This is a genomic window from Microcystis sp. M144S2, assembly GCF_020246065.1.
Taxonomy (GTDB): domain Bacteria; phylum Cyanobacteriota; class Cyanobacteriia; order Cyanobacteriales; family Microcystaceae; genus Microcystis; species Microcystis ichthyoblabe_A.
Genome location: NZ_JADBTR010000166.1, coordinates 1 through 24,406 on the forward strand (window position 1 = coordinate 1; position 24,406 = coordinate 24,406).

The 24,406-nt window shown below is 43.3% G+C and carries 22 protein-coding genes and 2 pseudogenes; 11 read left to right on the forward strand and 13 right to left on the reverse strand.

All coding sequences use genetic code 11. The features are described 5' to 3' along the window. Together IM462_RS21125 and IM462_RS19050 are read left to right on the forward strand one after the other, a co-directional pair. A pseudogene (locus IM462_RS21125) lies at window positions 1-150 on the forward strand (RNA-guided endonuclease TnpB family protein); the annotation flags it as partial. A gap of 473 nt (window positions 151-623) precedes the next feature. Continuing rightward, window positions 624-1,430: a creatininase family protein gene (locus tag IM462_RS19050; RefSeq protein WP_287700831.1), complete on the forward strand. Its 807-nt coding sequence runs from the start codon at window positions 624-626 to the stop codon at window positions 1,428-1,430. Window positions 1,431-1,789: 359 nt separating this feature from the next. Here the strand turns inward: IM462_RS19050 and IM462_RS19055 are convergent, their stop codons facing one another. Continuing rightward, window positions 1,790-2,176: a type II toxin-antitoxin system VapC family toxin gene (locus IM462_RS19055; protein WP_287700833.1), complete on the reverse strand. Its 387-nt coding sequence runs from the start codon at window positions 2,174-2,176 to the stop codon at window positions 1,790-1,792. Further along, window positions 2,173-2,400 (reverse strand): DUF2281 domain-containing protein, encoded by a 228-nt coding sequence (locus tag IM462_RS19060; RefSeq protein WP_287700835.1) that lies wholly within the window; start codon window positions 2,398-2,400, stop codon window positions 2,173-2,175. The genes IM462_RS19055 and IM462_RS19060 overlap by 4 nt, the downstream gene beginning before the upstream one ends. Window positions 2,401-3,001: 601 nt before the next feature. Here IM462_RS19060 and IM462_RS19065 point away from each other — a divergent pair. Next, window positions 3,002-3,670: a HEAT repeat domain-containing protein gene (locus IM462_RS19065; RefSeq protein WP_287700837.1), complete on the forward strand. Its 669-nt coding sequence runs from the start codon at window positions 3,002-3,004 to the stop codon at window positions 3,668-3,670. Between the two features lie 61 nt (window positions 3,671-3,731). Continuing rightward, window positions 3,732-4,244 carry a phycobiliprotein lyase gene (locus tag IM462_RS19070; protein WP_287700839.1) on the forward strand — a complete coding sequence of 171 codons (513 nt, stop codon included), beginning with the start codon at window positions 3,732-3,734 and terminating at the stop codon, window positions 4,242-4,244. A 70-nt stretch (window positions 4,245-4,314) separates the two neighbouring features. On the opposite strand, the gene IM462_RS19075 is transcribed toward IM462_RS19070, so the two are convergent. Beyond that, window positions 4,315-5,247: a hypothetical protein gene (locus IM462_RS19075; RefSeq protein ID WP_287700841.1), complete on the reverse strand. Its 933-nt coding sequence runs from the start codon at window positions 5,245-5,247 to the stop codon at window positions 4,315-4,317. Further along, entirely contained in the window at window positions 5,204-5,803 is a 600-nt protein-coding gene (locus tag IM462_RS19080; protein ID WP_287700843.1) for a DUF1517 domain-containing protein, read from the reverse strand. The genes IM462_RS19075 and IM462_RS19080 overlap by 44 nt, the downstream gene beginning before the upstream one ends. Window positions 5,804-5,935: 132 nt before the next feature. On the opposite strand from IM462_RS19080, the gene hpnH reads away from it, so the two are divergent. Beyond that, window positions 5,936-6,952 carry an adenosyl-hopene transferase HpnH gene (gene hpnH / locus IM462_RS19085; protein WP_287700845.1) on the forward strand — a complete coding sequence of 339 codons (1,017 nt, stop codon included), beginning with the start codon at window positions 5,936-5,938 and terminating at the stop codon, window positions 6,950-6,952. A gap of 2 nt (window positions 6,953-6,954) precedes the next feature. Here hpnH and IM462_RS19090 read toward each other — a convergent pair whose 3' ends face one another. From IM462_RS19090 to IM462_RS19105, 4 genes are all read right to left on the reverse strand, one after another. Then, complete coding sequence (locus tag IM462_RS19090; protein ID WP_002796380.1) at window positions 6,955-8,328, reverse strand: HD domain-containing phosphohydrolase; 1,374 nt, start codon at window positions 8,326-8,328, stop codon at window positions 6,955-6,957. 232 nt (window positions 8,329-8,560) lie between these two features. After that, on the reverse strand, window positions 8,561-9,478 hold the full coding sequence (thrB, locus tag IM462_RS19095; RefSeq protein WP_287700848.1) for a homoserine kinase: 918 nt from the start codon (window positions 9,476-9,478) through the stop codon (window positions 8,561-8,563). A 2-nt stretch (window positions 9,479-9,480) separates the two neighbouring features. Continuing rightward, window positions 9,481-10,191, reverse strand: coding sequence for a superoxide dismutase (locus IM462_RS19100; protein ID WP_287700850.1), 711 nt, complete (start codon window positions 10,189-10,191; stop codon window positions 9,481-9,483). Window positions 10,192-10,398: 207 nt separating this feature from the next. Then, complete coding sequence (locus IM462_RS19105; protein ID WP_287700852.1) at window positions 10,399-11,073, reverse strand: TIGR04283 family arsenosugar biosynthesis glycosyltransferase; 675 nt, start codon at window positions 11,071-11,073, stop codon at window positions 10,399-10,401. Window positions 11,074-11,549: 476 nt separating this feature from the next. Here IM462_RS19105 and IM462_RS19110 point away from each other — a divergent pair, with 476 nt between their 5' ends. After that, window positions 11,550-11,975 carry a CoA-binding protein gene (locus IM462_RS19110; RefSeq protein WP_287700854.1) on the forward strand — a complete coding sequence of 142 codons (426 nt, stop codon included), beginning with the start codon at window positions 11,550-11,552 and terminating at the stop codon, window positions 11,973-11,975. A 251-nt stretch (window positions 11,976-12,226) separates the two neighbouring features. Next, on the forward strand, window positions 12,227-13,186 hold the full coding sequence (gene nadA, locus IM462_RS19115) for a quinolinate synthase NadA (protein WP_287700855.1): 960 nt from the start codon (window positions 12,227-12,229) through the stop codon (window positions 13,184-13,186). Between the two features lie 248 nt (window positions 13,187-13,434). Here nadA and IM462_RS19120 read toward each other — a convergent pair whose 3' ends face one another. Then, window positions 13,435-13,743, reverse strand: coding sequence for a tail fiber domain-containing protein (locus IM462_RS19120; RefSeq protein WP_287700857.1), 309 nt, complete (start codon window positions 13,741-13,743; stop codon window positions 13,435-13,437). A gap of 43 nt (window positions 13,744-13,786) precedes the next feature. Here IM462_RS19120 and IM462_RS21300 point away from each other — a divergent pair. From IM462_RS21300 to IM462_RS19130, 3 genes and pseudogenes are all read left to right on the forward strand, one after another. Next, window positions 13,787-13,903: pseudogene (locus tag IM462_RS21300) on the forward strand (IS5/IS1182 family transposase); the annotation flags it as partial. A gap of 126 nt (window positions 13,904-14,029) precedes the next feature. After that, on the forward strand, window positions 14,030-15,850 hold the full coding sequence (locus tag IM462_RS19125) for a BRCT domain-containing protein (RefSeq protein ID WP_287700859.1): 1,821 nt from the start codon (window positions 14,030-14,032) through the stop codon (window positions 15,848-15,850). Window positions 15,851-15,953: 103 nt separating this feature from the next. After that, entirely contained in the window at window positions 15,954-16,832 is an 879-nt protein-coding gene (locus IM462_RS19130; RefSeq protein WP_287700861.1) for an NAD(P)-dependent oxidoreductase, read from the forward strand. On the opposite strand, the gene IM462_RS19135 is transcribed toward IM462_RS19130, so the two are convergent. From IM462_RS19135 to ribD, 4 genes are all read right to left on the reverse strand, one after another. Then, complete coding sequence (locus IM462_RS19135; RefSeq protein ID WP_002762185.1) at window positions 16,829-17,179, reverse strand: 4a-hydroxytetrahydrobiopterin dehydratase; 351 nt, start codon at window positions 17,177-17,179, stop codon at window positions 16,829-16,831. The two genes, IM462_RS19130 and IM462_RS19135, sit on opposite strands and share 4 nt — an antisense overlap. 60 nt (window positions 17,180-17,239) lie before the next feature. Continuing rightward, window positions 17,240-18,742 carry a DEAD/DEAH box helicase gene (locus tag IM462_RS19140; protein ID WP_287700863.1) on the reverse strand — a complete coding sequence of 501 codons (1,503 nt, stop codon included), beginning with the start codon at window positions 18,740-18,742 and terminating at the stop codon, window positions 17,240-17,242. Window positions 18,743-19,196: 454 nt separating this feature from the next. Beyond that, window positions 19,197-21,170 (reverse strand): molecular chaperone HtpG, encoded by a 1,974-nt coding sequence (gene htpG / locus IM462_RS19145; RefSeq protein WP_272079616.1) that lies wholly within the window; start codon window positions 21,168-21,170, stop codon window positions 19,197-19,199. A 259-nt stretch (window positions 21,171-21,429) separates the two neighbouring features. Beyond that, window positions 21,430-22,527, reverse strand: a complete 1,098-nt coding sequence (ribD, locus tag IM462_RS19150; protein WP_287700865.1) for a bifunctional diaminohydroxyphosphoribosylaminopyrimidine deaminase/5-amino-6-(5-phosphoribosylamino)uracil reductase RibD — start codon at window positions 22,525-22,527, stop codon at window positions 21,430-21,432. A gap of 424 nt (window positions 22,528-22,951) precedes the next feature. Here ribD and IM462_RS19155 point away from each other — a divergent pair, with 424 nt between their 5' ends. Then, entirely contained in the window at window positions 22,952-24,388 is a 1,437-nt protein-coding gene (locus tag IM462_RS19155; RefSeq protein WP_287700867.1) for an ammonium transporter, read from the forward strand. The last annotated feature ends 18 nt before the right edge of the window (window positions 24,389-24,406 follow it).

A 24,406-nucleotide genomic window follows, 5' to 3' on the forward strand; every position in this document is an offset into this window, starting at 1 on the left:
ATCGAGAACCGAGGAAAAAACGCTGTCGGACTGACCGTGTTAGAAAACGCTTGCGGAAGCGATTTGACGGGGATCGACCGGTTAAACCTGTTTGATCTAGTCAAGAGCCTAAGAACCGAGAATCCCCCGCTACACCGCGCGAGCGGTTAGCGGGGGAGAGTCAATGGTTTATTTATTTGTTAGGGAGGAGGCATCTCATTTATGCAAGTGAGTAATTATACTTATAGATGAAACTGTCTTCTAGCAAGGCTTTCAAAATAGCTTGAAATAAAACTTAATTTAGGAGTTACAAAAGAGCCGTAGGGAACGCACCATGCACATTCATTGAAGCTGTGAGTTTAAGTGCGGTCGCTGATCTTAATAAGCTACATTAACAACAATACTTAAAGAAAAGGCTTAAAGATGCTCAGTAATAAGGGTAAAAAAACAAGTCGCCCCTGGTGTTTTTGCCCGACGATATTGCCTATTATAATTAATGAAACAGGTTTTCTTGTTATAGGGATTCGTTTTGGGCAGCCATTACCCATAAAGATGATTGGCAACCTTGCCAAGAATTAGTGGTACAATTACCAAATAAACAGTAATTTTTTCCATAACTATAATCCCTGACCCCCAATAAAATTATGATGCACGGTTTTATTCCCCCTCATCGTTATTTTCCCTATCTTACTTGGACCGATATAGATTCAATGCCAGATAAGGAAAATGTGGTAATTATTCAACCCATCGGTGCGATCGAACAACATGGACCCCATCTCCCTATTGCCGTCGATGCTGCCATTAGTTTAGGGGTTTTAGGCAAAGCTTTCGAGAAATTAAATACAAATGTTCCCGCCTTTGCTTTACCCTGTCTCTACTACGGAAAATCTAACGAACATTGGTCTTTCCCCGGCACGATTACCCTCTCGGCAGCCACCTTATTAACCCTCATTCAAGAGATAGCTGAAAGTCTCTATCGTTCGGGGTTTCGCAAGTTAGTATTAATGAACTCCCACGGCGGACAACCGCAAGTTATGGAAATTGCCGCTAGGGATATTCATCAACAATATCCCGATTTTTTAGTATTTCCTTTTTTCACTTGGCGAGTTCCCCACAATGCGGCTGAATTATTCTCGGAATATGAATTAGAATACGGTATTCATGCAGGAGATGTGGAAACTAGCATTATGTTATCATTACTGCCAGAACAGGTCAAAATTGAGCGGGCTGTGCGAGAATATCCCCAAGGTTTGCCAGAAAATAGTTTATTAACTATGGAAGGAAAATTACCCTTTGCTTGGTTAACTAAGGAATTAACTAAAAGTGGAGTGATGGGAGATGCTACTAATGCAAGTAAAGAAAAAGGCGATCGATTATTAGAATCCGTTGCTAATGGTTGGGTACAGGCGATCATTGATGTTTATCGATTCCGTCAACCGAAGTTATCTTAATAGAAGATTAATCAGAATTGTTAATAAACTGTACTGCATTTAAACTGCCTATTCGTAATTTTCTTACAAAGGATAAAACTCCATCTTCCTTCTCCTTTGATTCGGGAAGTTTATCATTATCTTGTATTAGCATCGATAGAGAAAATTTTAACCAGATAGTGATAGTTTTTAGCATAACTATTAATCTCAATTATGAGTTTTATCCTTGAGTGTTTAGAAATTTTGTAACCAGTAATATAGCAAAGAGCGGGGTGGTTAGGACAATCAATCGCTGAAACCCTTGACCGATAAGAGTTTGAAAATTGAAAGCGTCCTAACTAACTCGTTCTATGCCATAAAAAGAAAACAAACGACATTTTTTACCATATTTTTTGTACGGGATAAGAATCGAAAACAGGATCAACACCCAGGATAATTAGGTTTTCTGTAATTGCTTGAGAAATTAATAAACGATCAAACGGATCTTTGTGATAATAAGGTAAGGTGTCTAATGTCCAAATATGAGATAATTTCAGGGGTAAAATCTGCACATCATTAATTTTAGTTTGATCTTTAACTATTTCCGAGAGAGAAATATCTAAATTTAATTTGCCTAACTGTACCTTGATCTGTATTTCCCAGACACTGACCAAACTCAAGAAAAGAAGATTATTTCTATCTTCTAGTATCTTAATTGCTGATGAGGAAAGCTGAGGAGAATTCTGGGAAAACCAGATTAAAGTGTGACTATCTAAGAGAATATTCATGAGTCAAAATTCCAGAAATTATCGGGTAAGGGTTGATTGAAATCATCACTCATCCAAATTTTTCCCTGATGCAACCCAAAGACTCGTTTTTTAGGGGAAGATAACGGCTCCTTTTCCTCCGTGAGAGCTTCTACATATTCTAAGATTTGTTTTTGTTTATCTATAGGAATTTCCTGTAGCTTGTTAATAATGCTTTCTGTAATTTTATTGCCAGAAATAGTCATGGTTTTCTCAATATATACTGAAATCTACGATGCAAGCTTCATGATAGCATTTTAAACATAAATAAAGTTAATTTTTGTAGAACCACTTCCCCAACTTGTTTAAGAGAGTTCCTGCAAAAATCAAAAATCTTCCGTGAGGAGACTCCGAGACAGTCCAGAGGAGGAGAAAAAAGACAAGAGACAACTATCCCGTCCATAAAACCCAAGATTATGTCAAATTTATCTGAGGTTTTCGATATTTTGAGCCGATAGCACCTCGAAAACTTACTTTTACAGGAGGTTTAAGCTAAATTAATCCTATTGTTAAGGATATTAGTTAGAGCAGTTATCTTAATGAGCAGGTACGAAGTTTTCGTTTTCGGGAGTCGGTCTTCCATACCAAATTAGATTACACTTCATCTTTATGAGAAACACTGTAACAGACAGAAATTAGCTGTTTCAGTCCACTAGGGCTGCTGACTGGAAAGAGGGTGTAGGGTGTGGGGTGTGGGGTGTAGGGAAGGAAACCTCTTTCATCTGTGGGGGTGAAAATTTTTTCATTGGGACTGACTTAGAAAAAATTGCGTTAGAATTAAAGAAATATTACAAGTGATTGACAAAAATGAGCAAGCCTGATATAGAAAGCATTGCCCTCCAGTTAGAAAGCAGCAACTCCAAAGATCGTCTGCTGGCCTTGGCCTCCCTGCGAGAAGTGACCCCGGAGGAAGCTGTACCCTTGATCAAAAAAGTCCTTTATGATGAAATGCTGCCGGTGCGATCGATGGCTGTCTTTGCTTTGGGAGTCAAACAAACCGAGGAATGCTTTCCTATCCTAGTGGATTTGTTAGCCAATGATGCCGATTATGGCATTCGCGCCGATGCTGCGGGGGCTTTAGGTTATTTAGAAGATATTCGCGCTTTTGAACCCCTACAACGGGCTTTTTACGAAGACACGCAATGGTTAGTCCGCTTTAGTGCCGCCGTCGCTTTGGGCAATTTGGGCGATATTCGGGCTAAACAGGTGTTATTATCGGCCCTCGATAGTAACGAAGCGGTTATTCAACAGGCCGCTATTGCTGCCCTTGGTGAAATCAAAGCAGTGGAAACCGTCGAGAAGCTTTTAACCTTTGTTAACTCCGATGACTGGTTAATCCGGCAGCGATTAGCGGAAGCTTTAGGCCATCTTCCGGCGGAAAAAACGATCGCAGCCTTAAAATTTTTGGTCAAGGACGAACATCCACAAGTGCGCGAAGCAGCTCGTTTATCCTTGCAAAAATTGGCCAAGGTCTAGGGATAGGATAGAATAAATAATCTATTCTTCCAGAGCGATCAATCTTTGCCTACAGCCATTCATGGACATTCAAGAATTTATTAATCTCTGTGCGGGTAAATGGTTTTCTCAGCGCACCAGTTATCAATTAGCTGCCCAAAAAGTTGCCAATAATAAAGCAGAAATCACCATCGATTTGCTGGCTGCCGATGCTGCCGATGTGGTGCAATTATGTTTAGGAAATAACTGTCAGTCCCAGACCAGTCTAGGGGGATGGAAAGCAACTTGGGATAATTCCGTGGACTATGGACAACCGAAAAAAATCGGTTCTAGCTATTTAGTTTGGCTACCCTCAGAAAATTCTTGGCAAGGAAAATTAATCACATCGGACGGTAAATCGGCAGCGCTGGGAGAATATCATCTCCGAAGCGATCAAGCTTTAACTTTAACCATCGAGGATAATCACCATCGTATCGAGGAAAGAATCTGGTTTGCTAGTCCTAATCTGAGATTGCGTACCAGTATTATCCAGTCGGCCAATGGTGATCGCCAGACGGTTTTCTACTCGGAAATTCGCAAAATGGTTGCTTCTTAAGTAGCTGCCATCCCCAATGTCTGAGGTGGGGAAGACAGGATTAATCTTCCACCACTCCAGTCAAATCCTCCTAACGTCGGCCGCGTCTGCTGCTGCCGAAACCACTGCGACTAGGGGTACGACGAGAACCGGAGGAACCGAAACTAGGAGAACGTTTGACATTATCAGATTTACCCGAATTCTTCAGGGTACTGGAACCATAACCGGAACCACTGGGTTTTGTGGTGGTGGTGGTGCTGCGATTGGGACTAGAGGAAGTATTACTGGGATAACGACGTAAATTGCCGGTAGAACGGAGAGTTTGCCGATTTTTGACCGCCGGAGGTGGACTATTATGTTTAGTCCGGTATTGATCTACTGCCTGATTATAGGTGGAACCGTAACCACCAAAACCGGTCATTACACCCCCCGGAGTATAGAGGGGAGGAACGTAGTATTGAGGACGAAAGAGCAAACTACCCAAAGCTTGACCAGCAACAGCACCGAAAAAAGGACTCCAAAAACTCGATTCTTGCCGAATCACCACGGTTTCTTGTTGTCCGGTCTGGGGATTGTTCCGCACTTCCGTGACATTATGGACATACTCAATTTTAAAATCTTCGGTCATGTACAGGGTAGCCTGATCACCGTTGATTTCTACTGCGGTTTTTTCCCCTTTAGCAATAGCTTCATCGCTTAATCTAGCCATTTGCAGGTTAGTGGTGCGGAAGAGGGGAGAAGTCCCCCCAGGGGTGTTTAACAGCATTAGGGTATAAGTGCCATCTCCGTCATCGTAGGTAGCTTGTTGCACCTCGTAGCGACCGCTACTAACCTGATTGGATTCTTGTCTTACACTACTGTTACTAGCTGACGGTGACTGAGTTTCATTTGACGAGGAACCACAGGCCACCGTTGTGCAACAAAGGGTAAGAATTAAAAGGATTGTCGTTACTTGGCGCAGCATAAGGGCAAAATTAAGACTATAAAGGCAGTAATTCGGGGAAATTGAGTAATAGTTGCTCATTAGTCAATTCATCTCCCAATTGAGCAGGAGAAAAATGTACCTGAATCGCACGCAGCCGACCTTGGTAGTGGAGGTTAATTATTGATTTTAAACCATCTTCCAGGGCCTCTCGATCGGCTAGGCTAGTTTCTAAACCAGCACTCTCACCCTCGAAGGCTATTGTGATCATAACAACTAAGTTATCGGTGACGGGTAAAGTTAAGGGTTCCTTTTCCCCCACTTCCCCAGACACCGATTCACTTAGGTATCTGGCCGCGGAATCGGTAAACAGTTCGTTAACGTAGTCTCCCGCTTCCCCCTCATGCCAAAAAACATCGCCCTCATTAGCTATAGAAAACCAATAGAGGTTCATCTGCAGCAGATTTTGACAAATTTCTACTAAACCCTCTCCCATGACCTCTAAATCGCCTTCGGAATCGATCGCCTCCCGGCCGGTACGATTAAGAATACCGATCAGGGGTGCGACTTCTTGTCCGTAGAGATGCAAAAATAAGCGACAGACCACATAGCGAGTTTTACCCGCAAATTTCTTGAAGCGATCGCCTAAAGAACTCATAATCTATCCAGTGATAAAGTAAACAGCCAAAAAAGCCCTCAGCTTTTATTTATTTTGCCATTTTCTAGGCTTCTATGCCTTGATGTCCTGTTAACAGTCTATAATTACTTAGAATCCTTTTGGTGTGAGCAAATGGCTGTCCAACTGCAACAAGCTTTAGTGGTTGCTTCCTATATCTTGAAACAGCGTCTAGCAGGAAAAAAGCGTTTTCCCTTAGTTTTAATGCTAGAACCCCTATTTCGCTGTAATTTAGCCTGTACTGGCTGCGGTAAGATTCAACATCCCCCGGAAATCCTCCGCAATCATCTCACCCCGGCAGAATGTTTCGCAGCGGTGGAAGAATGCGGGGTTCCCGTGGTTTCCATCCCCGGGGGTGAGCCGCTTTTACATCCACAAATCGATGAAATTGTCAAGGGGTTAGTGGACAGAAAAAAATTCGTCTATCTGTGTACCAATGCCCTGTTATTGGAAAAAAGCCTAGATAAATTTACTCCTTCACCCTATCTTACCTTTAGTGTCCATCTGGATGGTCTCAAAGAACATCACGATCGCTGTGTGGATCGAGAGGGAGTATTCGATAAGGCAGTAAAAGGGATTAAAGCGGCGAAAGCGAGAGGTTTTCGGGTTACTACTAATACCACGGTTTTTGAAGGCACAGATCCGCGAGAAATGCAGGAATTTTTCGATTTTCTCGCTACTTTGGGCATCGATGGCATGATGATTTCCCCGGGTTATAGTTATGAGTGGGCCCCGGATCAAGATAGTTTCTTGAAACGGGAGCAAACTAGAGCTTTATTCCGAGAAATTCTCTCACCCTGGAAATCACGCCAGAAAAAGTGGAATTTTAACCATAATCCTCTCTTTCTTGATTTTCTCATCGGTGAACAGGACTATGAATGCACCCCTTGGGGTAGTCCTAGCTATAGTCTTTTAGGATGGCAAAAACCCTGTTATCTGCTCAACGAAGGTCATTACAAAAGCTTTCGGGAACTTTTAGCAGAAACCAATTGGGATAACTACGGTCGGGCCAGTGGCAATCCGCAATGTGCCGATTGTATGGTACATTGCGGCTATGAACCGACCGCGGCCATGGCAGCTTTTAAACCGGCTAATATGAGACGTGCCATGCAGAGTTTAATCGGAGTCTAATCCTAAACTGATTCTAACCAGACGGCGGGGACTTGACTAGGGCGATCGGGTAATTGCATCCATCCCATTTCGCACAGACGAATTACCGAACTTAATTTTTCTACCAAAGCGGGATCGAAACGAATCCCGCTATAATTTTGACAGCGCTCTAGGGCCTCTCCCAAATCTAGAGCTAGTCGGTCGCCTCGCGGTTGAGTTAATTCCTGAAAATAGGCTGATAATCCTAAAATTCGCGACTCTAGGCTGATTTCTTCCCCTTTTAAACCGTTGGGAACCCCGCTACCATCCCAGTATTCAAACTCATGGTAAATAATCTGTTGAATTGGGGCTAATTCGGGCATAGTGGCGAGTAATTGTGCGCCTAACACCGATCTATCCCGCCAAAATAACGCATTTGCTCCCTCTAACTGACTGGCACGCTGTCTAAAAACTTCGATCGGAGCCTCCGCTAGACCGATGCGGTATAATAAACCTGCTAATCGTAAGCGTCGCAATCTCAGGGTGGGTAAATCGAGCAATTGTCCCAACATTTCCGCTAAAGCGGCCACCTGTAGGGAAGCAAGGGGATTATCAATATCTCTTTCATCGACCTTTTGAGCCATTCTTAGAAAAGCTTGCAGTTTATTAGCGGCTAAATTTTTATTTAAACGGGATGCTTGTCCTTCTAAGTCGCTTAATTCTCGCGTTTGTCTGCTGACGGTGACTAACTGCTGTTGACTGGTTTGCAGATAGGTGACAATGCGAGAGACTACTCCGGTTAAATCCGTGGGAATGGGATTAATATTTTGACTAATTTCCTGCTGTTGTCTGCTTAAATCGGCCGCTAGACTGGGATTATAGGGATGCAGACGCTCAATTAAGATCCTAGCGGCTTTTTCGACTAAATCGCGATCGAATGTCCATAAACCGTAGAATTTTCGCTCCGTGTCTATTTGGGGTTGACTATCGGACCGGTATTCTTCCGGGGATAACTCATGACAGAGTACCATGGAGGCGTAATCGGGGGAAAGAATGATTAAATTCCACTCATTAACCAAACTATCGCTATTATCTAAGTTGACTAGGGAAACATTCTCTAAACTGCCGGTTTTATGCTCAGAAAAACCACTATCGGCCACGGCGGCGATCGCAATATGACGAGAAGAGCGAGCAATATCTAAATAGCGCTCAGCTTCCTGTAAATACCATTTACCCTGTTGAAAGGTGACTAAGACCAGTGGTTTATTTGTACTATCAGGGCTGCTAGTTTGCAAGATATGATCTTCAAGAGCATGACAGAGGGCCACAAGGGTATTCTTAAAATAGACCCCGTAACTGCTGGGTAATCGTCCCGATGAAGCTCTTTTTAACTGTTGTAAACTGGATTCTACGGTCATAGGTGGCAAGATTAGGGGAAGTGGGGTGTGGGGTGTGGGCTTCGGCCGTGAGCTCAGCCGAACGGGTGTGGGGTGTGGGGTGTGGGGTGTGGGGTGTGGGGAGACGGAGTAGGGGAGCACCGGAGCTGCGGAGCAGGGAGAAAAAAACTGATTACTGATTACTGATTACTGATTACTGATTACTGATAAAATCTCCCCGCTGCCAGGTACTCTTAACCAGTAAATTGGAGGCTTAACAGTTTACTTGGACCCCTAGGGTATCTAAAGCTAAAATTTTCACCTCAGAGTTAATCCCCACTTGCTGCCAAGCATTTGTCATCTCTGTGGCTGTTTTTTGGGCATTGTCGGGGTTCGTTAAAGCTAATAGGGTGGGACCTGCGCCACTAATTACCATCCCGTAAGCACCCGCGTTAAGGGCGGCTTTTTTCACCTTTTCGTAACCCGGGATCAAAGATTGGCGATAGGGTTGATGCAGTTTATCCTCTAGGGCAATTCTCAGCCAATCGCCGTTACCCGTCTCTAATCCCCGCAATAATAAACCCAAGCGGGAAATATTGAAAATAGCCTCCTGACGGCTAATTTTTTCAGGTAAAACCGCCCTAGCTTTTTCCGTAGCCAGTTCAAAATCGGGAATCGCTAGGACGGGAATGAGATTTTTTTGCCAAAATACTTGACAAATAGCCCAATTTGTGCTATCCCCTGCCGATAGCTGACAGTTGCCCCGCAAAGCCGGCACCACATTATCTGGATGGCCCTCCAATGCGATCGCTAATGCTTCGATTTCCCCCATAGATAAAGGATTTCCGGCGCATTGATTAGCAGCCACTAACCCACCGATAATAGCAGTGGCAGAACTACCTAAACCTCTAGCCAGGGGAACCCCTAAACCGATCTCGATGGCGATAGGGGGCGGATTCTGTCCTATTTTTTGATAAACTTGCAAAAAAGAAGTGTAGATTAAATTATCAGCCCCTTGGCTAACTTTAGCTGATTCAGTTCCCTTGACACTAATGCTGACAGGGTTAGCTGTTGTTGCCGGCAGCAGGGTAAAAGTAAACTGATTATATAGGGTTAAGGCCGCTCCGAGACAATCGAAGCCGGGCCCAATATTAGCAGTGGTAGCGGGAACTGTTACCGTAAAAGTTGACATGGTTAAGCTTTTGCCTGAAGATAGCGGCGATTTACCTCCTCCCAGTTAACCACATTCCACCACTGTTTTAAATATTCAGCCCGTTGATTACGGTATTTTAAGTAATAGGCGTGTTCCCAGACATCATTGCCCATAATTGGCTGTAATCCCTTCATTAGCGGGCTATCTTGGTTAGCAGTGCTGATAATTTCCAGTTCTCCTGACTTATTTAAAACCAACCATGTCCAACCACTACCAAAAAGTTTAGTACCTGCTTGGTTGAAAGCGTTTTTAAATGCCTCGAAACTGCCAAATTTAGCGATTATTGCCGCCCCTATTTCTCCTTTTGGTTCGCCACCGCCATCGGGGGACATAATCTGCCAAAACATCGTATGATTAAGATCGCCGCCGCCATTATTGCGGATAGTGGTGCGAATATCGGCGGGTAAAGAGTCAAGATTTTTAATTAATTCTACTACTGTTTTTTTCTGCAATTCTGGATATTTTGCCACTGCCGCGTTGAGATTATTAACGTAGGCTGCATGGTGTTTATCGTGATGAAATTGCATCGTTTCCTTATCAATATAAGGTTCTAGGGCATCATAGCTATAGGGTAGGGCAATGAGACTATAGGGACCGGTAGCGGCAAAAGCGGCAGAGTTAAAACCGGCAAGAGTGGCTGTGCCAAGGGTAGCACCTAAAAGATAAAGAAATTGACGGCGATCAAGAGACATATTCTCAGAGCAGATGTTCCGATTATCAATTATCCTATCGATCGGTACTTCGGGAGACAAAAATTTTTATCGAGAGACTCCTAAAGGCAATCAGCTGCATCTCTATATTACATTTTGGGCGCAAGCAGTTCGATAAACTCACTGACCACGTTGCGCCCCTACATTGCACAATGACCTCAAATACTTTTTCAGCCAGCCTTTATTTTATTACCATAAACGATAAAAATTTTTCAACAAGCGCGGCGGAATTTTTAGATAATAACCAATAATTATTAATTGATTAACTAAGGTAGTTTTGCCAACTCCTAATTTTTGCCAACGTCTTGCCGAGGTAATCACCGCAGCAGAAACTATGGCTATTTTACCCCTTTTTTTCAATCTTTGTATTAATTCAAAATCTTCCATAATTGGCAACTCAGGAAAACCGCCTAAATCGGCAAAGATTGAGGCTTTTAAAAATATTCCTTGATCTCCGTAGGGAAGAGAAAACCAGTGAGAACGCCAATTAACTAATTTTTCCACTAAACGCAGGGTTTTTTCTTCTCCATCAATTTTTAATTCAAAGGCCCCCGCTACTATCCCAGATTGGGATAAAGTATTGATAATTTGTTTTTGAAATTCATGGGGAAGTAAAGTATCTCCGTGCAGAAATAACAAAATATCTCCTTTCGCTATTTTGGCTCCTAAATTCATCTGAAATGCACGACCTTTACTCGGTGAGATAATTACTTTTGCTCCCAATTTTTCAGCTATTTCTCTGGTTTTATCTGTACTTCCCCCATCGACAACAATAATTTCTACTCCCGCTCCTATCTGTTTTAATGTTGCGGCAATTCTTAACTCCTCATTAAGAGTCGGAATGATAATACTAAGATAATTCATGAGGTTTTGTACTAACTAAAGTCAAAGGATTTAGGGGCAACCATCGGGTAAATTTTCCTACAGATACCGAGGGATTGATTGGGATTTGTAATAAGTAAGTAGTTATATAGCGTTTCTGATTCACACGAGGTACATTACCGATTCTGAACAGCTTAATCAGCAAAGGTTTAAGTGTGCCGCACAGATGCGAGAACCGCTATAATTAAATAGAAGATAGATTTTGCCTCTGATCCCCCCTGCCCCCCTTAATAAGGGGGGTGCCGATAGGCGGGGGGATCCCCCCTTAATCCCCCCTTAATAAGGGGGGCATCTGACAACTTTTAACACCTACCTACTTAACTGTTTTTCCTGTAGAAAAGTTAAACATTGCTGCCAGTTCTCCAGAGTGGCCAAAGCTGCAGTCAAAAGTCGATACCAAATTAGGTTACACTTCATCTTTATGAGAAACGAAACTCCGTTCTAAGATAGGTGGGACAATGCCGAATATTAAAGGAGACGATGGTGCGCTCAAAACCATTTTCAGCAATAGTAAAATTATCGCAGTGGTCGGGCATTCTGAGAAATCGAGCCGCGCCAGCTATCAGGTGGCCAAATTCCTGCAAGCGGTGGGTTATCGAGTCTATCCGGTCAATCCGATGGTCAGGCAAATTGATGGTCAAAGGTGCTATCCTTCTCTAGAGGCTATCCCCGAACCCGTGGATATTGTTAACGTTTTTCGTCATCCTGATTATCTACCTGAAATTGTCGAGTCAGCTATTGCTATTCAGGCTGCTACCCTTTGGACACAATTGAAAATTTATCACCCAGTTGCGGAAAAAAGGGCGATCGAGGCGGGTTTAAATGTGATTATGGATGCTTGTATCCAGATAGAATATCAGCGTTTAGGGATTTCCCAAAAATAAACTATAGTGGTTCTCGTACCTGTACGGCACATTTAAACCTTTGCTGATTAAGCTTTTAAACATCGATAATGTACCTCTTGCGAATAAAACACGCTATATACTTTTTGAAAAATGGTATTATCGGGGGTTGGTTGTCAGTCGTTTGATCGCTGTTGCATCAAGCTTTTTTTGTTTGTGGTCTCTCCTTAGAAAAATTTGCTATGATGTAGAGACTTGTTTAGTATTTGGTAAAAATAACCATAAATCCCACCGTGTTCACAACTGTTCAACCCGCAAATCGATCAAGCTTACCTGATGACCTATTTACGGCAATTAAAGAGCTTAAAAGGGAATTAAACGCCGTTATTCTGGCTCACTACTATCAAAATTCTGACATACAGGATATAGCTGATTATATTGGTGATTCTCTAGGTTTATCCCAGCAGGCTGCCCAAACGCCAGCAGATGTGATCGTATTTGCGGGGGTTCACTTCATGGGAGAGACAGCTAAAATCTTAAATCCGGATAAGTTGGTATTGCTGCCGGATTTAGATGCGGGATGTTCTTTAGCTGATAGTTGTCATCCTGAAGATTTTGCTCGTTTTAAAGCCCAATATCCCGATCATATCGTGATTTCCTATATCAATTGCAGTGCAGAAGTTAAGGCCATGAGTGATATTATCTGCACCAGTTCCAACGCAGTCAAAATAGTGAATCAAATCCCTGTCCATCAACCGATTATCTTCGCTCCTGATCGCAATTTAGGCCGTTATGTCAGTCAGCAAACTGGCAGAGATTTGGTTCTCTGGCAGGGTAGTTGTATTGTCCATGAAACTTTTTCCGAACGCAAGATAATAGAATTAAAAGTTGCCCATCCGGAAGCAAAAATTATCGCCCATCCTGAGTGTGAATCATCGGTTTTACGCCATGCCGATTATATTGGTTCCACGACGGCACTATTAAATTATTCCCTGAAAAGTTCCGAAAAAACCTTTATTGTCGCCACAGAACCGGGGATTATTCACCAGATGCAAAAATCCGCGCCAGAGAAAGTATTTATACCCGCACCAGCTTTAAATAACTGTGCTTGTAATGAGTGTCCCTACATGAGACTGAACACTCTCGAAAAATTGTATCTCTGTATGCGAGATAAAACTCCAGAAATTACTATTTCTGAAGATTTAAGAGTTAAGGCACTGTTGCCGATTCAAAGAATGTTAGAAATGTCTTAATCAGTTATCTTATCAGTTATCAGTGGGCCAATTCAAAGAGGACACGGAGTTTTTTTGTGGTCAATTATCCTGTACTAATTATCTCCTTTTTAAGATTTTTTTGTTCTTCGGTTTGTCTTATGCAATCAACGGGTTTATAAGGAATGAAACCCTTATAGAGACAGATATTGCCGCAATTTTTGTCAATTGTTTGCGATCTGGAGCGAACTAATCAATTAAATCTCTTACCAGATAAGTATTTAGTCGATTTATGCCCCCATATCGAACCATACCAAGTCCCGAAGAGCCGATTTTTTCTCTAGGATTTCAACTTTTTCTACCAATTCTAAGAGCCTCTTTTCTTGCTCATTGATGACTTTAGTTAGCAATGCGAGAATAGGATCATTACTGATAGTTTGTCTGTCAAGAGATGCTACTAAGTTTGGAACATCTTCTGCAATAAAGCCAAGATGTAAATTATTATCTTTATCCGCTTTTAGGTTGTATTTAACTGGGTTTAGTTTAGCTAAGAGGGTATTTATAAAGTAAATATAAAGATGAGCGGGGGGAGATTCCAAAATCGTTAACCTCAAAATAGAGAGTTGTTCTGAGGTCTAAATGATGAAAAAGAAGTCGTATCCGAGTGATTTAACCGATGCGGAGTGGGAATTACTCGCCCCACTAATCCCACCCGCCGAAAACTGGCTAACACCTTTTTACACCGGGATGAGAGAAGTGACTTTTTCCCCGCCCTTTCCCCGAATGTACCCCGTAACTGATATAAGTAGAGATGTAGGTCTATAACCAAAATTGCCGCATCAGTTCGGTTAGGTGACTGTTTTTCGCTTGTCTAGGAGGGTAGATATGCTCAACGAATTAATTTATGAAGGATTAGGTTTAAGTGCTGTTTTCGGAGGACTATTCCTCTGGTCGCGCTCTAGTCTCGTCAGCAAAAATACCGCCCTTTTAGCTGCACAAGCGCAATTACAGCAAAGTAACTCAGATTTGTTGGTTCAAGTCAAGGGTTTAGACGTGGCGCAATCAGACTTAAAAGATGAAAATCAGCAGCTGCACGCCAAAATCATTCACATAGAACAACATTCCGCCCAATTACAGCACAAAGCTACGGATTTAGAAAATTCTCTCCAGTCCCTCCAGCAAGCTGTCCAGATAGGTGAGGGTGAAATCGAACAACTGAAAACCACCGCTAAGGAAATAGAAGCGGAGAAAGCTGGTTTGATGGAGCAGTTAGAGGCAGAAAAAGCCCAAATTACTAGCCTAGAGGCACAGATTCAAACTTTAGAGCAGCAAAAAGGTGAAATTAACCGTCAATTTGATTTGACCAAAAAACAGACCACCTCTCTCTATAGTCAAATTCAGACCCTAGAACAGGATAAAACTCTCTTACAGCAAGAGCTAGAAAAAGCCGGGGAATTAAGGGCGAAAGTGGCCGATTTAGACCATAAAAACCAAGAATTAAGCGATTTAGCCGCTCAAATTCCCAGCTTGCAAGGTCAAATTCAAACCTTAGAACAGAATCTGGCTGACCAAACAGAACATTATGAGCGAGGACAGCAGGAAATAGACAGCTTACGGGGTCAAATTACTGGGTTAGAGCAGCAAAAAAAGTCTCTCAGCGAAGATTTAGCCGCAAGTCAAACTCGATCGCTCTCTTTGGGCCAAGAATGCGACAATTTAACTATAAAACTCCAAGAAACCGTCGCTCAAGTGACAGCCATAACCGCCGAAAAGGACAGTCTCGGCGCTCGTCTCGAAGCGGCTAAACTGGAGTTACAAGCTTTAGATGTCCAGAAAGGGGAATTATCGGCAGAATTAACCACTGCTGCCGAAAAAATTGCTAATTTAGAAGGGCAATTACAGGAATTAACCCAGTTACCGCCACAATTGGCTGATTCTCAGGCAAAAATTGCTAATTTAGAAGGGCAATTACAGGAATTAACCCAGTTACCCCAACAGTTAGAAACCTATCGGGAAAACATTTCTAATTTAGAGATTCAACTACACCAGTTAAGTGCCGAAAAAGACCAATTAGAAAGCACAACTTCCCGTCATATCGAGGAATTAAGCCAACAAAATCGCCAACTAACTCAAGATTTAGAAGCCCAAAAAACGGCAGCTAAAGCTTTAGAAAAGGAAAAAATTAAGTTTGAGGGTGAGTTAGCAACTAAGCAAGCAGAAATCGCCGCTTTAGAGGTTAAAATTCAAAACCTACAGCAAGAAAGAGAGGATTTCTCTAAACAAACTGCCCCTATTACCACTAATGAACCAGAAGCAATTATTAGTGAAACTCCGGTAGTAGCAGAACCAGAACCCCCCCCGGTGATTGCCAAGGAAACCCCTGTAGTAGCAGCAGAAAAAATCACGGTTGCCGATACAAGTTTAGAAGTGCAACCCGCAGCAAAGATAGTCCAAACGAGTCAAGAATCCGCAGAAAATCCCCTAAGGGAAAAAAGCGTAGTTATACTAGGAACCTTCAGCAAAATCAGTCGCGAGAAAGCGAAATCATTGATTATTAATGTCGGTGGTACTGTTACCGGTTCCCCCAGTGCGAACACTGATTATATTCTCCTCGGTAAAGCCCCCGGTGAGAAACTCAAAAAGGCTCAAAAATTAGGCATTAAAACCCTTTCAGAAGCCCAATTTCTGCAAATGGTAGAATCCTAAATCAGTTATCAGTTATCAGTTATCAGTTATCAGTTCACTGTTTACTGATTACTGAAAATACACCCCACACCCCACACCTCCCTTTCCCTTGATTACCAAAATTATGAGTCAAAAAATTGCCTTTTTAGGATTAGGAGTAATGGGAGCGCCGATGACAGCTAATCTTGTTCGTCAGGGTTTTGCTGTCAATGCTTGGAATCGTACCCCAGAGGCGCCGGGGATAACCATTGCTGGGGCATCGGGTGCGAACATTTGTGCTAGTATTGCCGCCGCCGTCAGGGATGCCGAGATTGTCTTTACCTGCGTCGGGGATGTGCCTGACGTGGAAGCGGTAATTTTAGGACCGGGGGGTGTCATGGAATCGGCAGCGGTGGGAACTCTGGTGGTGGATATGAGTACCATTGGCTCTCAAGCCGCTAGGATGATTGGTAAAAAGCTAGAGGAAAATAATCTCCGTTTTCTCGATGCTCCCGTCTCTGGGGGCGATATTGGCGCGAAAAACGGCAGTTTAACTATTATGGTGGGGGGGAAAGAAGCGGATTTTCAGACTTGTTTGCCCTGTTTTCAAGCCATGGGTAAAACTATTCGCTGGTGTGGCGAAATCGGCAACGGACAAGCGGTAAAACTCTGTAATCAAGTCTTGGGGGCGGTTCACATGGTGGCGCTGTGTGAGGCTCTAAAAATGGCAAAAATTCAAGGATTAGACCCCAATTTAGTCATAGAAGTCTGTAAAACGGGGGCGGCAGGTTCTTGGGCGTTGGAAAATTTGGGACCAAAAATCCTCGCCCAAGATTTACAGCCGGCTTTTATGATTGAACATATTTTAAAAGATTTGCGATTAGTCAAAGAAACTGCCCAGACAGCCGGGGAAATTCTGCCCGGGACAGATTTAGCGGAAACTCTATTTAAAGTAGTAGCGGAATTGGACGAAGGTAAGGGAATTAAACAGGGAACCCAAGCGATGATTCGCGCCTACGATTAGGCCTTTTGTTGGCGATAAATATCATCGGTACGGGCAGCCATGATGAAATCATTTTGATGTAATCCGCCCACGTCATGGGTCCACCAAGAAACGGTAACTTTACCCCATTCTGTCAATAAAGCGGGGTGATGGCCTTCTTTTTCCGCCGCTTCTCCCACGGCATTAGTAAAGGCGATTGCCCCTTGAAAATTGGCAAATTTATAGAGTTTTTGCAGACGGGGAATACCCTCGTATTCTAAGAGATTCCAATCGGGAATTTTAGCCTGTAAAGCGGTAATTTCCTCGGCAGTGATAGGAGAAGAACCCGATTGATAAGGTTGACATTTTTGTTGAGCAAGTTCGGTCATAGGGGTATCAATCTAGATTTTTTACCTTTATTATAGAGGAAAATCCCCCAGAGAAATTTTTTATTCTTCCTCTGACTCTGGAGAACTCACCCAAGGGGTAGAAGATTCGGCAGCTTTCGGGAAAGAAAAAGATTTTTTCGGAGGAGAAGGCAATAATTCCAATTGTCGATTACCGGTTTTATAGCTAGTTTTATTTTTCTGCTCTCCCCGTCGTCGTTGGGAGGTTTTTTCCTCCGTGGTATTTTCGGCTATCACTTCATACAAAATCGCCCGTTTATCCTCTTGTTGACCTTTTCTTAAAACCCGTCCTAAACGCTGAATATATTCCCTAGTGGAACCGGTTCCCGATAAAATAATCGCGATGCGTGCTTCCGGCACATCAACCCCTTCATTAAGAACATGGGAAGTCACCAGAATTTTGTATTCTCCCTGACGAAAACGGGTCAGAATTTCATGGCGTTCTTTCACGGGAGTTTGATGGGTTATGGCAGGTATTAAAAAGCTCTCGGAAATGCGGTAAACTGTGGCATTATCGTTGGTAAAAATTAAAATTCGTTCCGGATGGTGTTCACAGATTAACTCGGCTAAAACCCGCAATTTTCCCTGGGTTCCAGAGGATATTTCCTTCGACTCCCGGTGCGCTAACATGGCCCGGCGCCCTTCGCTACTTCTGGCACTAATCATGACAAAATTTTGCCAACCATCTAAACCAGACAAACTGAGATTATTTTTTCTTAAAAAATCATTGCGAATTTTAATTGCTTCTTGATATTTTTCCTGTTCTTTGGCGGATAGTTTCACTTTGATTTGAATTATTTCATGATCCGCTAGGGCTTTTCCTGACAAGTCTTGGGGACTTTTTTGATAAACAATTGTACCGATAAGATAATCTAAATCTTGATGACTACCATCACCGCGATCCGGTGTTGCTGTTAAGCCTAAACGATAGGGTGCGATCGAATCTTCCGCTATTTTCCGAAAGAAATCCGATGGTAAATGATGACATTCATCAAAAATCAAAAAAGCGTAACGATTGCCAAGAGTTTCCGAATAAATTGCCGCACTTTGATAGGTGGCGATTAAAATAGCACTATTATCCTTAGAACCTCCCCCTAATAATCCCACCTCGGCATCGGGAAAAGCCGCCAACATCTGGGCATACCACTGGTGCATTAAATCAATAGTCGGCACGATAATTAAGGTACTGCGGGGAGTCGATTGTAGAGCTAATTGGGCAAGATAGGTTTTACCGGCAGCGGTGGGAAGGACAATGACACCCCTTCTCTGGGATTTTTTCCAAGCGATTAACGCTTCCGTTTGGTGGGGGTAGGGTTCCCGTTCAAAACTGGCAATTAATTCTAAATTGTTAAAAGCTTTTGCTTCATCTTGGAAGTTAATGCCCTCCTCCTGTAGGGTTTCCACGAGAGGACGATAATGAATGGCCAAAATGCGAAATCTTTCGATACGATCATCCCAAGTGGCAAAATCTAGCCATTTTTTCCCTTTTGGTGGTGGATGGAGAATTAAGGTTCCTCGCTCATATTTGAGGGTGGGTAAGCGCATTTTTCAGTTATCAGTTATCAGTAAACAGTTATCAGTAAACAGTAAACAGTAAACAGTATAAGTGAACTGAAAACTTACATCTGATAACTGATACTAAATCCGTTGAGTATAGGCTACATATCAGGACGGGCAAAAGGCAAGAGGCAACCCCCCCGACGTCGGGGGGGCAAGGGGGGGTAGGGGGAATAAATAATCAGTTTTTAATAACCGGATTTAGTATGATAACTGATTCAAGGCTGACGGCTTATATTTATCTAAGGGAGGGCGTACGCCCTACGCCCCTACAGAAAAACTAATACGGGGTAATGTAGGGGCGCAATGCTTGCGCCCAAAATGTAAAATTTACGAATACTTTACACCATGATGTCAAGAGAGCTAATTTATCTTGTTAAAAAAATAGAGTGTGAATTAACACACTCTCAGCATATCGAAACAGCCAAAGTTTTGCAATAGATTAAATCTTTTCGGTTAGCTTAGTCAGAACGCGATTGGAACGTTCCACAAAAGCTTGCATTCCCTCGGCATCAAATCCTTTTTGAGCGATTAAAGCTAAATCATAAACGTGCTGACAGAGCATTTTCGCTAATTGCGCCGATGGAGATTCGCCGCTACCGGTAACAATACTTCCCTGACTAATCTGGACAATCTGTTGAATTAAGGGATGATTAGTATTAATCATCAGAATATGTTCTTCGGGGAAAGCCATGGCTTTTTGTTGCATCATTGCCGTCATTTCCTGTAAGCGTCGCATCGCTTCTGGAAGTAAGACAATTGCTGGGGGAGTAGCTTGGGGATCATCGGATTTCAAGGCTTCAGTTTTGATATTGATGCGGGAATTATCGAGGGCTTTGGCGAAGATTTCTTTGATCAATTCAGCCCTGGTTTTATTACTAGCGGGATCGATAATTTCACTAGCTTGATCCTGTTCGAGCAGCGTCGAGTCTAATTCAGAATCAACCCGGGTGAATTTCACATCGGAGTATTCTCTTTCTAGGAAAGGAATAAAGTAATTAGTATCGATGAAAGAATCAAAGAAAAGGATCTCTAACCCTTGATTTTTGTAGAGTTCAACGTAGGTGGATTGACTACGAGGATCGGTACAGTAAAAAACTCGATTTTCGTGGCGTTCTTTATGGCGTTCTAGGTAGGCTTTGAGAGTAGTATAACCTTCCTGTTCGATCGCTTCTAGGGGAGTTTTCGCCGTTGCTTCTTGCCATGCGTCACCTTCGGCGGTTTGCACTGCCACTTGTACTGGGGTTTCTGGGGGTTTGTAGGTAGTCCGATAGATTAAAATATCTTCTACCTGCTGTTTAAATTTATCCTCTTTCAAGGAACCAAATTTAATAAAAGTTCCCACATCTCCCCAACAACGAATATATTCTTTTGCGTCTTCGTTGTAGAGAGATTTGAGGCGATCAGCAATTTTTTTGGCAATAAAATCGGCAATACGGCGAACGGTGCGATCTTTGGTTAAAGCACTTCGAGACACATTTAAAGGAATATCTGGACTATCGATAACTCCTCGCAAGGGTATCAGGAAATCGGGAATAATTTCCTCGCAATGATCGCTGACAAAAACCTGATTACAGAATAACTTTAATTGTCCTTTTGAGACATCCACATCCGGTCTGAGTTTTGGAAAATAAAGAATGCCATTGAGCAAGAAAGGATAATCGGTATTCAGATGTACCCAGAGTAAAGGTTCTTCTTGGAAAGGATAGAGATAACGATAGAATTCTAGGTAGTCTTCCTTGGTCAGATTTTGAGGAGATTCTTTCCATAAAGCCCGTTGTTGATTAATCACTTCCCCATCAATTTTAATGGGAACGGGCATAAAATCCGAGTAGGTTTTGACTAACTGGCGAATGCGGGCAGGTTCTAAATATTCCCCTTCCTCATCCATTAAAGTTAGGGTGATAGTGGTGCCGATTTGGCTGCGGGAAGAATCGGTTAGTTCAAACTCTGGAGAACCATCACAGCACCAATGGACAGGGGTAGCACCTTCCTGATAGGAAAGAGTATCAATTTCTACCTTTTTAGCCACCATAAAAGCCGAATAAAAACCTAGGCCAAAATGACCGATTAAATCGTTGGCTGATTTTTGGTATTTATTGATAAATTCTTCCGCACTGGAAAAGGCAACTTGGTTAATATATTTCTTGATTTCTTCCGCCGTCATCCCGATACCATTATCGGTAATTGATAGGGTACGATTTTCTTTATCGATGGCGAGATTAATTTCTGGTTCGGGGACTTCTCCTCTCGCTTCTCCTGCTAAAGAAGCCATTTTTAATTTCGAGATGGCATCAACACTATTGGATATCAATTCCCGCAGAAAAATTTCATGGTCAGTGTAGAGAGATTTTTTGATAATAGGGAAGATATTCTCGGTATGAATCGTGATATTACCTTTTTCGAGTACCGTCATACGTTCAATCACTAAGGGTTTGACTATTCTAACTTTTTTATTTTGCTCGATAATGGCACCATTGATCACAGAGCGATTGCCCAACTTCTTCTAGGGGGATAACCGTACCGATAAAGGCATTTAACGGCAGCGGGGCGATTTCTAGAACTCGCTCGCAAAAATCAGGGGTAAGTGCCAGATTATCGGGGTTATCGATGACTTTTTGACTTTTACAAGCGGTTGGTTGAGATTTGCCGATTGAGGGGGAATTGCAGTAGCTCTACTGTTTACTTTGCAGATATCCCTCAATCAAAATATCGGGATTGAGATAATTAACCGTGACATTTTCTAACTGTAAAGCTTGGCTCATTAACTGGAAACCTAAATCACCCACGGCAGTGGGTGCCTGGATTCCCCCGATGATTTTGGGCGCAATAAAAGCGATAATTTTTTGTACCATGCCCTCAGCGATCGCTGATGCACTTAAACCGCCGCCGCACTCCCACAAAACCTGACAAAATCCCCTCTGATAGAGATTTTCCATCACTAAAGTGGGTGTCACCTCGGTTAGTTCGATCACTTCCACGCCTTTTGTTAATAATTGTTGCTTAAGCTTGACATTAGCATCAATTTGTGTATAGACAAGGGTGGGAAATTGACTGGTATCCCAAAGATGGGCCGAGGGAGGTAAATCGAGCGATCGAGTCATGACCACGCGCAGGGGATTATGATCGGAGAGGCCATGAGTGGTGAGGTGGGGATTATCTTGACGGACAGTGCTACCGCCGACGATAATCGCATCACAGGCCGATCGGAGTTGGTGGACTATTTGGCGAGAAGCGGGGCTAGTAATCCAGGCGCTATGACCGCTAGTGGCGGCAATTTTGCCATCGAGAGTCATGGCATATTTGAGGATACCGAAGGGTTTTTTAGCGGTGATGCGATGGATAAAACCCCGATTGAGTTGACGACATTCGGACTCCTCCACTCCCACCAGCGTCTCGATGCCTGCCGATTCTAATCTTTGAATGCCTTTCCCCGCCACCAAGGGATTAGGATCGATCATCCCCACCACCACTTTTTTAATGCCTGCTTGCACAATTGCCTCGCTACAGGGTGGAGTCCGTCCATAGTGGTTACAGGGTTCGAGATTGACGTATAAAGTGGCACCACGTGCTTTTTCTGATGCCTGTCTCAGGGCGAAAACTTCTGCATGGGGTTGTCCGGCCCCTGGGTGAAAACCTTCGCCGATAATTGTACCCTCTTGAACGATCACAGAACCCACCAAAGGATTAGGAGAAGTCCGCCCCAAGGCTTGCCTAGCAAGGGTTAGACATCTTTGCATCATTGTGCGATCGAATTCCGTTGCTTGGGCCATGGTTTATTTCTCCAAAGGAGGGGAGAGTTTTCAGTGATCAGTAAACAGTAATCAGTGATCAGTGGGAATTATAGATTATGAATTATCAATTGGCAGATGGGCAGATGGCAGCGCCAGAGTTGGGAGAATAAATAAAAATAATCTCCTGACGACCGACGACCGATAGCTAAAAAGCTGATCACTTCTCTACTATTATTATTTTAAAGTGAAACGTATCAGAGGATACAGAAATCTCAAATCAAAAAAACAAAGATCGAAAAACATTGACTACTCACACATCAAGATAAATCCCTAGGCGTTTGGTCTTCTGAAATGATTGACCTCTGTTCCTAGGATTTAGCGGTTGAACGGACATAATTGCTCGGTAATTATTTTCAAAAGTAATGAATCGACCTACTAACTCAACAAAGTAAACGAATTAACGATGAAACGAATTGCTCGAAAATCTGGGGAACTTGTCGGTTTATTACCGAAAATTAACCCTGTCTGGTTAGCCTGTGTTCCCTTGTCTGCGATTATTTTTGTGGTTTGGAACACGGCCGTACAGGCCCAAGATGCGAAACCCCTAACCCCCGAAGATGTCCAAAACGCCCTCAATACCATCTGGGTTTTAATTGCCGCCATCCTCGTGATCTTTATGAACGCGGGTTTTGCGATGCTAGAAACGGGATTCTGTCGCCAGAAAAACGCCGTTAACGTTCTGGCCAAAAACCTGATCGTTTTCGCCCTCTCCACCATGTCATTTTGGGCGATCGGCTTCTCCCTGATGTTCGGGTCTGTCAGTAACGAGTTTTTCGGTACGGGAGGTTGGTTTCTCAGCAGTAGCGATCCCGCCACCTACGTTATGCCTGCCTCCTTGCCCACCTCAGTATTCTTCCTGTTCCAAGTCGCTTTCGCGGGAACGGCGGCAACCATTGTATCTGGGGCGGTGGCAGAACGGATTAAATTCACCGATTTCCTCGTTTTTAGCTTAATTATCGTTGGTATCATGTACCCGATCACTGGTCACTGGGTTTGGGGTGGCGGTTGGTTAGCTGACCTTGGTTTTAAAGACTTCGCCGGTTCGACGGTGGTTCACTCGGTGGGTGGTTGGTCTGCCTTAACCGGGGCGGCAATTCTCGGCCCAAGAATGGGTAAATATATCAACGGTCGCACCAATGCCTTACCCGGTCATAACATGAGTATTGCGACCTTGGGTTGTTTAATTCTCTGGATTGGCTGGTTCGGTTTTAACCCCGGTTCTACTTTAGCAGTTAATGAAACTGTACCCTATATCGCTGTCACCACTAACCTCGCCGGGGCCGCCGGTGGCATTGCCGCTACCTTTACCGCTTGGGCGAAAGATGGTAAACCCGACCTTTCGATGATTATTAACGGTATTCTGGCCGGTTTAGTAGCCGTTACTGCCGGTTGTGATGGTGTATCCTATTGGTCGGCGGCAATCATCGGTTTAATTGCCGGTGTGGTCGTGGTTTACTCGGTGGCTTTCTTCGATAACCTGAAAATTGATGACCCGGTGGGTGCGACTTCCGTTCACCTCGTCTGTGGTGTGTTTGGAACTTTAGCCGTCGGTATCTTCAACAAAGATGCCGGTTTAATCACCGGTCAATTCCAACTGTTTATTAACCAAATTATCGGGATTGTGGCAGTAGGGGCATTTACCCTGATTGTCAGCGGTATTGTTTGGACAATCCTCAAGGCTACCCTCGGTATTCGTGTTACTCCCGAAGAAGAAATGGAAGGTTTGGATGTGGGTGAACACGGAATGGAAGCCTATAGCGGTTTCGTCAAGGAGTCCGATATCGTTACCGGTGGCCATTATGCTTCCAGTGTTGACATGGAAACGCCTAGCAGTCGTTAGGGTTAGGGTAAACCTTGT